The 13630-nt window shown below is 66.9% G+C and carries 20 protein-coding genes; 2 read left to right on the top strand and 18 right to left on the bottom strand.

The features are described 5' to 3' along the window. Positions 1 to 2: 2 nt before the first annotated feature. Positions 3 to 479 (bottom strand): hypothetical protein, encoded by a 477-nt coding sequence (locus MRBLMX7_RS11540; protein ID WP_363368635.1) that lies wholly within the window; start codon positions 477 to 479, stop codon positions 3 to 5. A gap of 1 nt (position 480) precedes the next feature. Beyond that, the gene (gene dcd / locus MRBLMX7_RS11535; RefSeq protein WP_050723900.1) at positions 481 to 1086 is read right to left on the bottom strand and encodes a dCTP deaminase; all 606 of its coding nucleotides are present in this window, start codon (positions 1084 to 1086) and stop codon (positions 481 to 483) included. A 164-nt stretch (positions 1087 to 1250) separates the two neighbouring features. Between dcd and MRBLMX7_RS11530 the strand changes: the two genes are divergently transcribed. Further along, positions 1251 to 1772 (top strand): hypothetical protein, encoded by a 522-nt coding sequence (locus tag MRBLMX7_RS11530; RefSeq protein WP_363368632.1) that lies wholly within the window; start codon positions 1251 to 1253, stop codon positions 1770 to 1772. Between the two features lie 266 nt (positions 1773 to 2038). On the opposite strand, the gene MRBLMX7_RS11525 is transcribed toward MRBLMX7_RS11530, so the two are convergent. The 8 genes from MRBLMX7_RS11525 to MRBLMX7_RS11490 are packed head-to-tail and all read right to left on the bottom strand — an operon-like array spanning position 2039 to position 9897. Then, entirely contained in the window at positions 2039 to 2293 is a 255-nt protein-coding gene (locus tag MRBLMX7_RS11525; protein WP_363368630.1) for a hypothetical protein, read from the bottom strand. Then, positions 2283 to 2729 (bottom strand): hypothetical protein, encoded by a 447-nt coding sequence (locus MRBLMX7_RS11520; RefSeq protein WP_363368628.1) that lies wholly within the window; start codon positions 2727 to 2729, stop codon positions 2283 to 2285. Before MRBLMX7_RS11520 ends, MRBLMX7_RS11525 begins: the two co-directional genes overlap by 11 nt. Further along, positions 2729 to 3625: a M23 family metallopeptidase gene (locus tag MRBLMX7_RS11515; RefSeq protein ID WP_363368626.1), complete on the bottom strand. Its 897-nt coding sequence runs from the start codon at positions 3623 to 3625 to the stop codon at positions 2729 to 2731. The genes MRBLMX7_RS11520 and MRBLMX7_RS11515 overlap by 1 nt, the downstream gene beginning before the upstream one ends. Before the next feature lie 11 nt (positions 3626 to 3636). After that, on the bottom strand, positions 3637 to 4296 hold the full coding sequence (locus tag MRBLMX7_RS11510; RefSeq protein ID WP_363368624.1) for a hypothetical protein: 660 nt from the start codon (positions 4294 to 4296) through the stop codon (positions 3637 to 3639). 4 nt (positions 4297 to 4300) lie between these two features. After that, positions 4301 to 5164: a hypothetical protein gene (locus tag MRBLMX7_RS11505; protein WP_363368622.1), complete on the bottom strand. Its 864-nt coding sequence runs from the start codon at positions 5162 to 5164 to the stop codon at positions 4301 to 4303. Further along, positions 5161 to 6276 carry a hypothetical protein gene (locus tag MRBLMX7_RS11500; RefSeq protein WP_363368620.1) on the bottom strand — a complete coding sequence of 372 codons (1116 nt, stop codon included), beginning with the start codon at positions 6274 to 6276 and terminating at the stop codon, positions 5161 to 5163. Before MRBLMX7_RS11500 ends, MRBLMX7_RS11505 begins: the two co-directional genes overlap by 4 nt. Before the next feature lie 10 nt (positions 6277 to 6286). Beyond that, on the bottom strand, positions 6287 to 7117 hold the full coding sequence (locus MRBLMX7_RS11495; RefSeq protein WP_363368618.1) for a hypothetical protein: 831 nt from the start codon (positions 7115 to 7117) through the stop codon (positions 6287 to 6289). Then, a complete protein-coding gene (locus MRBLMX7_RS11490; protein ID WP_363368616.1) occupies positions 7117 to 9897 on the bottom strand; it encodes a phage tail tape measure protein in 2781 nt (926 codons plus the stop codon). The genes MRBLMX7_RS11495 and MRBLMX7_RS11490 overlap by 1 nt, the downstream gene beginning before the upstream one ends. A 41-nt stretch (positions 9898 to 9938) precedes the next feature. Here MRBLMX7_RS11490 and MRBLMX7_RS11485 point away from each other — a divergent pair, with 41 nt between their 5' ends. Next, entirely contained in the window at positions 9939 to 10241 is a 303-nt protein-coding gene (locus MRBLMX7_RS11485) for a DUF732 domain-containing protein (protein WP_363368614.1), read from the top strand. Here the strand turns inward: MRBLMX7_RS11485 and MRBLMX7_RS11480 are convergent. The 8 genes from MRBLMX7_RS11480 to MRBLMX7_RS11445 all read right to left on the bottom strand — a co-directional run bounded on the left by MRBLMX7_RS11480 (position 10238) and on the right by MRBLMX7_RS11445 (position 13622). Then, positions 10238 to 10531, bottom strand: coding sequence for a hypothetical protein (locus MRBLMX7_RS11480; protein WP_363368612.1), 294 nt, complete (start codon positions 10529 to 10531; stop codon positions 10238 to 10240). The genes MRBLMX7_RS11485 and MRBLMX7_RS11480 overlap by 4 nt on opposite strands. An 83-nt stretch (positions 10532 to 10614) precedes the next feature. Next, positions 10615 to 11031 (bottom strand): hypothetical protein, encoded by a 417-nt coding sequence (locus MRBLMX7_RS11475; RefSeq protein ID WP_363368610.1) that lies wholly within the window; start codon positions 11029 to 11031, stop codon positions 10615 to 10617. 74 nt (positions 11032 to 11105) lie between these two features. After that, on the bottom strand, positions 11106 to 11594 hold the full coding sequence (locus MRBLMX7_RS11470) for a hypothetical protein (RefSeq protein ID WP_363368607.1): 489 nt from the start codon (positions 11592 to 11594) through the stop codon (positions 11106 to 11108). Between the two features lie 86 nt (positions 11595 to 11680). Beyond that, positions 11681 to 11893, bottom strand: coding sequence for a hypothetical protein (locus MRBLMX7_RS11465; RefSeq protein WP_363368605.1), 213 nt, complete (start codon positions 11891 to 11893; stop codon positions 11681 to 11683). Between the two features lies 1 nt (position 11894). Further along, positions 11895 to 12320, bottom strand: coding sequence for a hypothetical protein (locus tag MRBLMX7_RS11460; protein WP_363368603.1), 426 nt, complete (start codon positions 12318 to 12320; stop codon positions 11895 to 11897). Beyond that, positions 12317 to 12793 (bottom strand): hypothetical protein, encoded by a 477-nt coding sequence (locus tag MRBLMX7_RS11455; RefSeq protein ID WP_363368601.1) that lies wholly within the window; start codon positions 12791 to 12793, stop codon positions 12317 to 12319. The genes MRBLMX7_RS11460 and MRBLMX7_RS11455 overlap by 4 nt, the downstream gene beginning before the upstream one ends. After that, a complete protein-coding gene (locus tag MRBLMX7_RS11450) occupies positions 12790 to 13200 on the bottom strand; it encodes a DUF6093 family protein (RefSeq protein ID WP_363368599.1) in 411 nt (136 codons plus the stop codon). The genes MRBLMX7_RS11455 and MRBLMX7_RS11450 overlap by 4 nt, the downstream gene beginning before the upstream one ends. After that, positions 13200 to 13622: a hypothetical protein gene (locus MRBLMX7_RS11445; protein ID WP_363368597.1), complete on the bottom strand. Its 423-nt coding sequence runs from the start codon at positions 13620 to 13622 to the stop codon at positions 13200 to 13202. Before MRBLMX7_RS11445 ends, MRBLMX7_RS11450 begins: the two co-directional genes overlap by 1 nt. Between the last annotated feature and the right edge of the window lie 8 nt (positions 13623 to 13630).

The raw sequence follows: 13630 nt of genomic DNA, 5'->3' as shown, positions 1-13630 counted from the left end.
CCCTACCCCGGCGCGAGGAGAGCGGATGCCGTCGCCAGCACCGCCCCGGCCCCACCGCTCGACCAGGGGAACGAGGTCGTCGTCGCGAGGAACACGCCGACCGCGACGGCGCCGAGCAGCAGCAGGATCAGCACCGCGAAGATCACGGCGGACAGCACCCGGTAGCCGCCCGACGTGGGGACCTCGGGTGCGATCGACGGCTGAGCCCAGTCGTCCGCGGCGGCCGTCGGACGGTCACCGGACGGTTGGGCCGCAACGGGGGTCGGACGGCGGGAGGAGCGCAGCTGCGCCTCGGGCGGAGGCGGCGGGATCACGTCATCCGCGGGCAGGATGTCGGGCGGCGGGGGCACCGCCGCCTCCGAGGCCTCCGGCACCGACGGGGCCTCCGGGATGAGGCCGTCGGGGATCGGCGTCTCGGGCGGGGGCGGCGGCACGACCGCATTCGTCGTCGGATCCTGCGGGTTCGTGCCGTCGCTCATGTCAGCCTCCCAGTGCTCCCACGTCGGTCACTCCCACGTCGGTGCGGTGGAAGTTCTGGAACGAGCGGGATGCCGTCGGCCCGCGCTGTCCCTGGTAGCGGTTGCCGTACGGGCCGGAACCGTACGGGTTCTCGGCCGGCGACGTCAGACGGAAGAAGCAGAGCTGACCGATCTTCATGCCCGGCCACAGCTTGATCGGCAGGGTCGCGACGTTCGCGAGCTCCAGCGTGACGTGCCCCGTGAAGCCGGGATCGATGAAGCCGGCGGTCGAGTGCGTGATCAGGCCGAGGCGCCCGAGCGAGGACTTGCCCTCCAGGCGCGCCGCCACGTCGTCGGGCAGCGTGACCTGCTCGAAGGTCGCGCCCAGCGCGAACTCGCCGGGATGCAGGATGAAGGGCTCGTCCGGGTCGACCTCGATCAGCCGCGTGAGCTCGGGCTGGTCGACCGAGGGGTCGATGAACGGGTACTTGTGATTGTCGAAGAGGCGGAAGTACCGGTCCAGCCGGACGTCGATGCTCGACGGCTGGATCATCTCCGGCTCGTGCGGCGCCAGGCCGATGCGGCCCGTGGCGAGTTCGGCCCTGATATCGCGATCGCTGAGAAGCACGGCACCAGCCTAGTTGCCACGCCGTGACCGCGCTTTGGCCATGACGTGTCGGCCGGGTAGGCTTGCGATCACCCGCTTCTCGGATGCGGGTACGGGGCTGTAGTTCAATGGTAGAACTTCTGCATCAGGTATTTTGGATCCCTGCTCATCCCGCTGCATCCCGGATGATCGCCATTTCCGCTGATCAGCGCAGGCTTTTCAATCCCCTCAGTTCCCGCGCGTTCCCGGTCGTTCCTCCGTCCGCCTCGCCTCAAAGCGTTGCGTTTCCGTTGCGGCCATCCGATCAACCCCGCACGCGCAACGGTTCGAACATCCGTTCGAGCCTTGCTACCCTGGAGCTGGCCGGAGGAAGGACGCGCCGCAGCATGGGATCGAGCAGTCGGATGGAACCCGTCTACGCGAAGCGCGCTCACGACAAAGAGGTGATCGCCGCCTCGAAGCATGGCCCGCTGCAGTCGCTCTCTGATCGGGAGCTGGGGCTTAGCGAGCAGCCCGTCACGATCTACCCGCGCCCGCGGAAGGTGCAGGCTTGGGTCCGGTTCGGCGCAGAGCCTGTCCGCGTCTGGGCTCGCCTCGTGCGATCGACACCGACCGCGGCCGGGATCGAGTTCCGCGCCGAGGAGCAGACCTACAGATGCTGGGTATGGGGCAGCGCGGTCTACGTCGATGACAACGTGATCGCCTGACGTGTCGCCAGCGGCCACCCACGACGCGTCGCGAGGGCCCTCAAGACGCGTCGCGTCGCGCGGCCGCATCCACTAGTCGTCGCGCTCGCCTGTCGACACGACGCGTCGCCGCGCCGGCGAGGGGCGACGCTTCGATCATCACCATGGTGAAACGCGACGCGTTCTCGAGCTGCGCGCGACGCGTTCACCTGGTCGGCGCGACTCCTCGAGGGAACGACGAAAGCCCCCTCACCCAGCCCGAGGGCAGGTGAGGGGGCATGGGACGCTCAGCGCGCTGCCGCGGTGTAGTCCTCGGGCACGCCGTTGCTGATGATGCTCAGTGCGGACTGGGCACCGTTGACCACGGCGTTGAACGCCAGGCCCGCGACGCCGACGCCGAGCGCCAGGAGTCCGTCTCCCGTGAACACGAGAGTGAGGGCTCCAGGGACCGCAAAGCCGGTCGCGAGGGACTGGGCGGCGGTGCGGACGAATCCGCGCTTGGCTGCGAGTTTCACGCTCGCGGGGATGATGTCAGTGCTCATGCTTCTCCTTCAGGTTGTTGAGGATGTGGGACGACTCGGAGATGTGCCTGTCGAGCCGCTCGCCGAGTTCACCGATGCGAGCATTGTCGCTGTCGAGTTTCGAGTGGACGTCGTCCATCGAGCGAGACAGCTCGCCCACCACCACTTCGGTGCGATCGGCAGAGTCACGGAGTGAGGTGCCCGTGTTGGGCAGCACCTCGTGCTTCACCTGCGCGACGGCACCTTCCACGGACGCGAGACGCTCCATGAGCCCTGGCCGGGCCGGAACGCCGGGGCGCGCCGGCTCACCCGCGACGTCGTCGACAAAGTCGATGAGCTTGCGAAGGAACGGGCGCACCCACTTGAACGCGGCGATGGCACCGCCGATCACGCCCGCCCAGATCGCGATGTCGGCGAGGGTGATACCGCCGAGGAAGGCTTGGACTTCTGGGGGCATCAGCTCGACTGCCGGGGCAGGAAGACCTCGTCGAACGCGTCATCGACGGCCTTCCGGATCTCCTCGTACGGAGTTGCGACTCCGCTCTGAGAGAGCGCGCGCGCGACCGTGTCTCGCAGCTCGTTCACGGACTGCTCGACTGCGTTGGTGACGGCAGCCGTCTGACGCGCCTCGCTTTCGCGGAGCTTCTGCTCGAAGGCTTCGATGTCGGCGGACTTGGACGGATCAAGCGTCTTGATCGCCTCGAGGATCGCGGACTGGTTGTTGGCGATGGCCTGGAAGCCGTTCCAGTTGGTGCCGGGGAACCGACTCACCGCGTCGATCTGCGCCCGGGTTTCGCCGCGCAGCACGTTGATGATCGCCGCCGGGGTGTAGTAGGCCGACGCGGTGGGACCGCCTACGACCAGCGCCTCGTACATCTGGCGCTGCTGGTCATCGGTGAGAGACATGAGAAAACCGTCCTTCGGGGTAGATGCGCCGCCGCTGACGGCCGCGAGGTGTGTGGAGAGGAAGGGCACAGGGTCGACCTGGACGCCGTTGACGACGATCTCGAGGTGGTGGTGGACGCCCGACACGTTGCCGGTCTTGCCCATCGCGCCAAGATCCTGCCCTTCCGCGACGTCCTGGCCGACACGGACGGTCGGCGATCCGGTCACCATGTGCATGGATCTGCTGAGGAATCCGTCGTGCTGGATCCAGACCTGGACACCGCCACCCGCCCAGCCGGGCGGCGTGCCGACGACGACCACACGACCGGCCGCGACCGCGTGGATGCGGGAGTACCCGACAAAGTCGGTCCCTCGATGGAAGGTCGATGCGCCCGCGACAGGCGCGCGACGCGGGCCGAAGTGGCTGGTGATGGGAGGGAGCGTTTTCGTTCCGTTCGGTGAGAGCATCAGTTCTCCTCCTAGAGCGTGGCGAGCTTGGTCATGCTCAGCGCGCCGGAGCCCGCCGACTGTCCGCCCGTCTGCTTTTGAATGTCAACGATGAATCCCTCGGTGCCATCTGCGCGGAAGAGCGCCGTGCAAGCCATCCAGGGATCAGCGCTGATCGACGAGCCGCTCCGGGCGAGCAGGCCGGTCGCGGTGGTCGTACCCCGAATCTGCACGAACGTGGTGCCGGTGACGACGCCTCCGGGGTGAGCCTTCACGTGAAGGAGGTAGATACCCGCCTCTGGCGTGAGCTGCCCATTCGCCCCGTTGTAGGTGTAGGTGAAGGCGGGTTCGGTGTCCTTCGCGGTGTCCTCGGTGGGCACCTGGAAGAACGGCGTGCCATCCGTCATGCCGCCTCGCGCGAGCCCGAACGTGCGGAAGGAGACTTCCCGCTTCCACGATCCCGTCGTCTTCGTGCCTCGGTAGATGACCGGGCACCCGCGTGTGACGTCGAACCCGGCCAGCCCGTCCCGTCGATACGCGTAGTTCTCGAGGTAGGTCGTGGTTCCGACGATGCGGTTGCCCACCTCGGCGGCGTACTTTCCCACCTCGGTGGGGTCCACGCCCGTGTCGGGCGCCCCGATGTCCGTGAAGATCGGGCGCCCCGTCACAGAGTCGCGTTCGTCTACAGCCATTTTGTTACCTCGTCCCTGAGAGGCGCAGAGCGCCTGAGTATGCGTCGAGCGCGGTTCCGCGCCAGATGTTGTCGCCGCCGCCTGGAGCCGTCACGCCGATCCCGCGCCCTCCCGCGGCCACGTACTGACCGAAGGCAAGGGGAAGCCGCACCCATCCGGATCTGCCCCCTCGAGGGAGCGGAGTCAGGTCGGTGATGGTCGGCGCTCCCCCGGGGATCGCGGGGTGCGCGTGGACCCCGATGGAGCAGTTCCCGACCTCCTGCAGCAACGGCAGATAGATGTCGATGGCGGCGAGGTTCGCAGCACCGATGCCTTCCGGCACTCGGTTCTCGTAGACCCAGATGCCGCGGTTGTTGTTCGACGCTCGGGGGTCGTTGCTCCACCACGACGTTTGATAGCGACCGCTGTTCGCTGCGCGCACGACCACCTCGAAGGGGGTCGTGCCGCCGCCGCCGCCACCGGGTGATGTCGGGGTGTCGATACCGGTCACCTTGCCCTGGATGATGCCGGTCGCCCAGTTGATCTCGACCTGATCGTTGATCGCTGGGGTGTAGCCCGCTCGGTAGAACAGCGAGTAAGTCTCTCCGTCTACGGAGACGGTCGCGCGTGGGTTGCCGGTCGCGGTGATCCGCCCGAGGGGCGACAGTGGGCGCACCGGCCCGGAGACGGCCGGCGAGCCGTTCACCCAGTCGATGCGCACCGCCATGCCCACCACGGGCGGGTAGAACCCGACACACGGGATGGTCACGGTCGACGTGCCGATGTTCACCACGGCCATGCGGCCTTCCATGCGGACGAACACGCCCGTCTCCGTTCGCGCCGACGTGAGCTGCGCTGCCCGCAGGGCGACGTCTTCAGCGTCGGTCACGTCAGCTCCCGGTGAACCCGAAGGGTGATGTTCATGTACGCCGAATCGGACATCGACACCCGGCGGAGGCGTCCGACCAGGGGGCGCTTCCAGCCCTCGAGCTTGATCACGTCGCCGATCTCAACCAGAGGGTTGAGGTGGCACTGGATCTGCACGTCGTAGACCTGTGAGCCCGTCGACAGGTCGAGGATCGACTGGACCGCGGTGCGGGCCTGATCCTCGGTCTTCACCAGATCGTTGCTGTAGTAGGTCGTGTTGGGCTTGTAGTCACCCGTCACCGAGAGGTCGCCGCTCTTGACCTCGGCGACGACCCGGATCGGGTTCCCGTTCGCGTCCTCGAACGCGCCGACCACTTCGTTGTAGACCTCGTCCGTGTCGATCTCGTCGGCGACGTCGAGCACCGTTCCGAGTTCGCCCAGGCGGAGCGTGGCAACGGGCTCACCGACCGTGTCGGGGATGACCACCCACGCGCCGCGGCTGTTCACCACGGCCGAGCCACCCAGAATGCGCCCGATCTCGAGCACGGCGTCAAGGCGGCTTCCTCGGCGCGCCTCCCAGGTCTTCAGCGCAGGAATCGCCACGTCTGCCACGCCGTTTTGCTCCACAGGCATGCCCGTCAGTCGCCGGATCTCCGCGAACGCTGATGCGCCCGCCGCGGACTGCTCCGGAGCGCGGAAGCCCCAGCGCCGCGTGTCCTCGTCCAGCGACTCGAATCGCATGGCGACCCGGGAGGCGGACACAACTTCCTTGCCGCGAAACTCCACCGTTGAGTCGGATGTCGAGGGGACGCCGGTCGCACGGAACATTCCGAGAGACACTGACTCCTCGAAGTCGCCATCGCGGATGGTGAGCACGGGCTCAACTCGAGCGCGGAAGGGCGACAGCAGCCCTTTGGTGCCCACAGGCGATAGTGACTCGCCGTGCACGGACTCGTGCACAAGGACACCGGACCCCGACGAGCACACCTTGGCCCCGAGGTCCGACTCCAGTTGCCACGACTCGAAGCTCTCGCCCTCGAGCACACGCTCAGTGCCGTTGTAGACGTTCACCTTCAGTTCGCGCTCGAAGGTGCTGCTTAGAGTGGAGATCAGCTCCTGGCTTCCCTGTCTCATGCGGCCTCCCTCACCCAGCAGCACCTGCCAGGTCGTAGCGTCGATTGATGTCAGCTCTCGTCAGTCCGCCCGCGTTCAGCGCGGCACGCGTTGCGAAGAACGCGTTGAGGTCCGCTCGGGTGAGCAAGGGGACGAACAGGCCCGGGATCGGAGGCGCGACCTCGTCGCCCTCGATCTGATGCGAGATCTCGTTTCCCCCAAGCCGGCGATCGATCTCGATCTCGGGAGCAGAGAGCGCGGAGAGGTACAGCGGCTGCGGCACGCGCATGGCGCTCTCCTCGGAGCCCAACCGGATGCACAGCACCGGCGGCTTGCCGCGATCCCCACACATCGCCTGCACCGCATCCGCGTCGGCGTCGCTCGTGGTGCGCACGTCAAGCTGCAGCCCGACGATGCCCTGGCGGGGCTCGGAGAGCAGCACGCCGACTCTGCGCCCCTTCGGCCGCGACACGACGCCTGGCGTTGGCCGGACGATGCGCGGCGCCGACTCGGGGCCGAACTCGACCTTGATCGCGCCCTGCGGATCCAGCGGATTGTGCATCCACGACTTCCGCGAGGGCACGGTGGCGCTCGCTGTCGGTGTGAAGCCGAGCTGCTGACCGGCGGCATCGAACTGCATTGCCCGGTAGGACACGGGGCGATTGAACGGTGCTTCGAAGTCAATCCGCGAGAGCGTGCCTCCGGTGGGCGCGTTGACCGCACCTCGCAGCTCGCGCTCGATCCCATCCGAGAGCTGATAGACGGTCACGGTCGCCGTGCCCGCATCGAAAGAGGGGAAGAACACCTCCACGCGCGGGCACGGCTCTTCGTCGGTGTATACCGTGAGAACCGGAGCACTCATCAGATCCTCCGTCCGCTACGGGTCACGCGAGAGCGCGAGTCGTCGTACATGCTGATTCGCCCGTCCACGAGTCGCGCGAGCCCGTCGCCGCCGATCTCCAGCAGGCCGGTGATCGAAGCGCCCTCGATCGACAGCGGCGCCTGCTGCGGCTGAGTAAACCCGAGGCGGTTTCCCGCTTCGACCCAGACGCCGTAGTTCTCGTTTCGCTTGTCGGGCTTCGGTGAGATGTACGCCTCCCACGGGAGCGACTTCTCGGCGAACTTGTGGATCTCGGCCCCACCCCGGTAGATCCCGGAGTCGAGGTTCGACGCGATGCCGCCTCCAGCAAACGCGCGATAGCTGTAGAGGCCACCGGATTCGTTCGCCGAGACGGTGACGCTGCCGACCTTGAACGACTGGTTGCCGTCCACGTCCACATGCACCTTCACGCGCTTGCCGTTGTTCAGCGTGATGAACTGGTCGATTTTCGACTGAGCGGTGGCCGTGTCGAGCAGCACCGCGACTTCCTTCTCCGAAGGCATCTGGAAGAGCTGATCGGCGAGAGCGACGACCTGATCTCGGTTGTAGCCAGCACCCACGGCCGAGTCGATGAACGCCTGCTTTTGTGCGGCGAGGGTGTCGAGGTACTTCCTCGTCGACTCCTCAGCACTCATCGTCTTCTGGTCTTGCTCGAACTGCGCCGCGGCGGCGTCCTGAGCCGCGCGGGCCACGTCCGCCATCGCGGCGGCGTTCGCCGACCCTGCCACTGTGGCCTGATCCAACGATGTGCCGTTGTCCTCGGCTTGCTTCGCGAGGCCGTCGAGCGCCTCCAGCCACCGGGCATTCGCTGTGACGGCGTCCTGGGCTACGCCGTTCGCCTCATTGATCTTGTCGATGAGGGTCGTCAGCCCGTCCGCGAGCTCGTCGACCGCGCCGGACTGCTCGAGATACGCATCTGCTGCGGTCTGCGACGCATCGGCCGATGTCTCGTCGGCCGTCGCCTTCTGGTCAGCGAGTCGGATCGCTTCCTCGATGCTGGCGTTCTCGCCCTTCACCGCGTTGACGATGCTGTTGATGCGGCTCTCGGCCATCGTCGCGTCTCCGACGCCCCAGCCGTACTTGTCCATGAGGGACTGCGAATCCGAAGACTCGATCTCCTTCTGCAGCGCCTGCAGCTCGCGGAGTGCCGCCGCATTCCCGACCGCAGCATCCGTGACCGTTTCGAGCGCCACACCGAGCTTCTCGGCGGAGTCGTAAACCGAATCGCCGCCGAGATCGAACATCCCCCACAGCTTCTGGTTCGCAGAGAGGGCTTCCTTCGCCATCTCTCGCGTTGCGGCGGTTACCTTGTGCGAGCCCTCCGACAGCGTGTCGGCGTACGCCTCAGCCCGCGCCTGCGCCTCTGCTTGGGCGGATGCAACGGCACCCACCACGGCAATCAAAGCCGTTAGCGCCACAACCACGCCGCCGCCGATGAGTGCGAAGCCCTTCATCGACCACTGCAGGGTGTCGAAAGCCACCTTGAACTCAGCGAGCTTCGGCACTGCCAGGAACGCGGCACCGCCCGTCAGGGCGAGCGCGCCGGCCGCGAGGGTGAGCACACCGATGAGCCCCTGCACTGGGTCGGGAAGTTCGCCAACCCAGGATGCGAGGTTTCCGACCGCCTCCGCCGTAGCGCCCACGACCGGGAGGAAGACCTGTCCAAAATCGATCGCTGCGTCTCGCACGGCGTTGCCAGCGATCGCGATCTTGGATTCGACAGTCTCGTACCGCTTCGCCGCTTCCGCGGCCAGGGCGGTGTTCTCATCGAAAGCCTGGTTTCCATCCGCCATCGCCTGGGAGAACTGGTCCGCCGCAGCGGAGGAGCGGAGCAGCGCGTCGCGCATCCGTACCTCGGTGATGCCGAGATCGGCGAGAATGCCGATAGTCGACTTCCCCTGCGATTCCGCGTTGGCGAGCCCCTTCACGAACAGAGCGAGAGCTGCAGCCGGGTCAGCCTTCCACTTGGCGGCGAACTCCTGGGCCGATACTCCCGCGGTCTGCGAGAACATCTCGAGACGTTCGCCGCCCTCTTCTACCGAAGCGGCGATGTCGATCATGACCTTGGACATGGCCGATCCGCCGGCCTCCGCCTCGATGCCGACCGACGAAAGCGCGGTGGCGAGTCCGAGCACGTCACCTTCGCTCAGCCCGATCTGCTTTCCGGCGCCAGCGAGGCGCATCGACATCTCGAGGATCTCGGATTCCGTGGTCGCGTAGTTGTTGCCGAGCCCGACGAGGGCGGATCCGAGGTTGTCGACCTGATCCTGAGAGGTGCCCATGATGTTGGTGAAGCGGGCGAGCGCGGTCGCCGCGTCGTTGGCTGAGAGGTTCGTCGTCTCGCCGAGATCGATCATCGTCCGCGTGAAGGCAACTACGTTCGGTGTTTCGATGCCGAGCTGGCCCGCAGCTTCCGCGACGGCCGCGATCTCGTCGTGCGATGCTGGCAGCACGGACGTCAGCCCGCGCAGCCCTTCCTCCACGCGCGACAGTTCCTCGGGCGTGCCATCGACGGTCTTCGTGACGCCAGCCCACGCGGACTGCCAGTCCATCGCCGCCTTGACGGACAGCGCCGTCACGGCAGTGAGTGCGGCCCCCGTGAGGACAAGTCCCTGGCCTACACGTTCGAAAGCCTGCCTCTTCTGCTCGAGCTTCTCCTGCTCGGTGCCGACCGTGCGAGTGGCGCGCGCCGCGGCCAGCATGCCCTGCTCATAGTCGGAAACCTGCGCGAGCAGCTTGACCTTGATGACGCGTTCACCCACGCGGCCACCCCCAATGCTGGACGGCCGCTACACTCAGCGGCATGCGTACGAAATTGATCGCGCTCGTCGGCGCAGTTCTGCTGCTCGCCGGCTGCGCGCCGTCCCCCGATGCCGCGTTCATCGCGGCACTGAAGGACAAGGCTCCGAGCGTCCTGGAGAGCGGGTCCGAAGAGCAGGCGATCGAGTTGGCGCACCTGCTCTGCGAGAACATGGACGGCGGCGCGAGCGGTTACGACCAGGCCGACACGATGGTGGAAGCCGGATTTGATCTCGGCGAGTCCGGCACCTTCGTCATCGCCGCCGTCGACAACTACTGCCCGCAGCACGACGACAAGGTCCGCTAGACCTTCTTCAGCCGCCAGCGCAGCACGTCCATGACGGCATCCGGCCAGTCGCTCTTGTACTTCTCCTGAGCGTCGTGCAGCGCCTTCGCGGCGAAATCGGTCAGCGGCTCTTCCGCCTGGAACGCGTAGGCGTTCTTGGGATCGAGAGCTTCCGACATCCGGAAGCCGTGTGAGCCGCGGGGCTCGTTCTCGAGTCGTCGAGATGCGAGCAGTCGCGCCACCTCGCGGCGCGTGAATCGGGGCTCGGTGACCGACACGGACAGCACTTTGCCGTCCGCGTCGACCGTCACCGTTCTCGGCGACCAGCCGTGCAGCTCACGGATGGTGACGCCGAGTTCCCGGGCTAGGAGTGCCTCCTCCTCAGCGAGCCCGGTTAGGCTTTTCCCGCCTCCTCCACCAGCCTCTCCGGAGCGCGCTCGTGCGCATCCCAGATGGCGCTGGCGACATCCTTCCGGCCCGTGGAGGTGAGCGCGGTCCACACCTCCGGCCACTTCGAGAAGGTCTTGCCCTCGCCGTCAGTCCGGAGCATGTCGTCGATCTTGTCGCCGCTGACGAGTGCGACATGCGGATACGCAGCGATCACTGCGTCGATGTTGTAGCCGACGTTCAGATCGCGCCGCACGTTCGGCCGCGGCGGATGCAGCAGCGTCAGATCCTGCCAGTCCTCGCCCCTCATCGGCACGAACCGCACGCCGACCTGGCGGCGCGCGAGCGTCACGGGCACCAGCTCCGGCTCGGCGTCGTCGATCAGTCGGTTCGCCTCGGCGACCAGTTCATCCAGAAAGCTCATGTCCACTCCTCACCTGTCCTCACCGAGAGAGAAGCCGGGGCAGGGCCGGTGAGGGAGCCCTGCCCCGGTGGACATCACGCCGCGATTGCGACGTCTCGCTGCACCGGTCCGGTGATGAAGAGCTTCTGCACCTTCTGCAGCTCGGTGTTCGCGGTCGGGGCGACCTTGCGCTGGACACCGGCTCGGATCGGGAGGACGTCGACCTTCTGCGACGCCGCAGGGGCCGTCTCGTTCGGGACGCCGAGGCGGTGAACGATGTAGCCGAGCACGCCCTCCGTGAGCGACGTCTCCGCGGGCGACCCGAGCACGTACTGCACCTCGAGGGTGTCGGAGATGGTGCCGGGCAGCTCCAGGAGCTGCTTCAGCGTGTAGCGACCGGAGTTGATCACGTTCTCGGTCGTGGCGTGACGGAACCCGTCCGGCACAAGCGAGTACGTCAGCGCCTTCACGGTGCCAGCCGTCAGCTCGGCGGCGGTGGGGGCCGAGGGGTCCGCGATCGTCTGAACGAACAGGACGAGGCCGCGTCCATCGGACGCCTGGCCTGCGGGAACTTCTTCGAGCATGTTTCCTCCAGGATTGCCCCGTGCGGGGCGTCGGTCCCGGACAGCGCCCGGGCATGAAAAAGCCCCCGATTTGGCGGGGGCTGGGTCTACTTCTTCGTGCGCCGGGACGCTGAGCGCTTCGGCGGGGGCGAATCCTTCGGCGGATCCTCTGTCGCCGTCACATAGCGCGCTGGGCGCGCCTCATCGACGGGCGTCGGGTCCACAACCTCGTAGATGTCGGGGTACGCGTGGAGTTCGGCCTCCGCCACGTCGAATTCGTGCAGCGCGCCTTCGGCGGCTCGCACTCGGATGAATGCCATGTCACGCTCCCTGGTTCGATCGATAGGTGAAGTCGACATCGATGTACGGCAGGGGCGGACTTACCGTCTTATCCGGCGTCACGTCGCCCACCTCGTCGACCTTGAGCGGTTCGCACGACCTTCCGGGGACGGATGGCGTCCAGCCCGAGAGCTGGCCGATCACGGCATCCGCGACCTTGCGACACGCGTTCGCGTCCACGCCGACGCACCGAGCGACGACGCGGAGCGTCTGCCCCTCTTCCGGGCGGCGTGGGGCGGTGTAGCGCTTGTCGCCGACGTCGTCGGCGCCCAGGTCGTGCATAACCACGTAGGAAGCTCGGACAATCGTTCCGTCAGCGTTGAGTGGCGCGATCTCGTCATGGGCGACGAGATTCGGGCGCTCGCGCACCCGGGCGATCACCCTCGCGAAGTGCTCTGCGCGGTTCATGCCGAACCTCGCAATAGTGCAGACGCGGCGCCTCCGATGCTGTCGAGCTTCCCCTCGGCAAGAGACTGGCTCAGGGCGATCTCGATCCCCTTGTCCAGCTCCTCCTCCGCGAACGTTTCAGCTCGACGTCGCGAGCGGTCCGGCTTCGCGCCCACAGGCGTGCTCTCCGGGTCGTCGAAGATACCGGCAGAAGGCACGAGCCCGCCGCGCCCCGTCTTGCCGCCGTACCGCGCCAGATCCGGCCCGATCTCCGCTTCGATGACGCCTTGCCCGAACGCCCCGTACTCTTTCACGGTGTAGTCGATCGTGGAGGTGTATTGCGAGCCCAACGGGTTGCCCTTCGCGAGCTTGCGCCACTCCGCTTTCGTCCGGATTCCGGTCTGCTGCACTGCCTGTGCAGCCTTGTGCGGCATGATCTCCGAGGCAGCCGTCAGGTCACGCGCCAGCACGTCGAACTCGTCGATATCGCTCATTGCGTCTCCTCGATCACGAACCGGCGGGACGACGGGTTGGAGCGGAATCGCCGAGCGCCGATCGTGAACAGCGCGCCCACCATGTCGGGATCCGTGTCGGACGACAGGATCTCGACGCGGTCGCCGCGCCCCACGCTCGCCGAGCCGGCGATCGGCAGCTTGATCTTTCCGACCTGTTCGACGAAATGCTGATCTCCGGCGATGGCTTCCCGAGGCTCTACGGATCCGAAGTTCAGTCCGCACCTGCCCTCGTAGGAGGTGGCCGCGATGTCAGGGCCGTACTGCAGCAGCTCCTCGTCCCACTCTCCTCGCACGACGTCGGTAGCGCTTGTGATGCGGCACCGGTCGCGCATGTCAGCCTCAGCGGCCCGCTGCGCCCTGTTGAGGGCCGAACGCGAGATCGGCATCAGCCACCGCCGAAGCTGACGTTGTAGACGCCAGACAGGAACGCGGTCGTGCCACTCTCGGCTCCGGCGAGGAGGCGTCCGCGCTCCATCTCGCTGATGTAGAGCTGTCCGCTCGACACGGCCTGGTCGACCGTCTCCTGGTAGGTGTCCTCGCCGAGCTGACGGCGGGCATCCGGGTTCCGCAGAACCCGGATGACCATCGCCACCATGACGCGCGCCACCGACTCCTTGCGGAGCCGGGACGGGTCTTCATCGGCCAGCGCCATGCGGCGGACGACGCCGGGGATCTCATCCTGGATGATCCCCCAGGCGTCGTCCAGCCACTGGGTCGCGGCCGATCGCTCTTTCAGCTCTGCCGTCTCGACGAGTGGACGCTCGAACGCGCTCTCGAGCCGCTCGATGTCGGCTACTGGATTCGTCATGCGTCCCC

The sequence above is a fragment of the Microbacterium sp. LMX7-1.2 genome, assembly GCF_040675935.1.
Classification (GTDB): domain Bacteria; phylum Actinomycetota; class Actinomycetes; order Actinomycetales; family Microbacteriaceae; genus Microbacterium.
The sequence above is the reverse complement of the archived record's forward strand: the minus strand, read 5'-3'. Positions and strand labels throughout refer to the sequence as shown.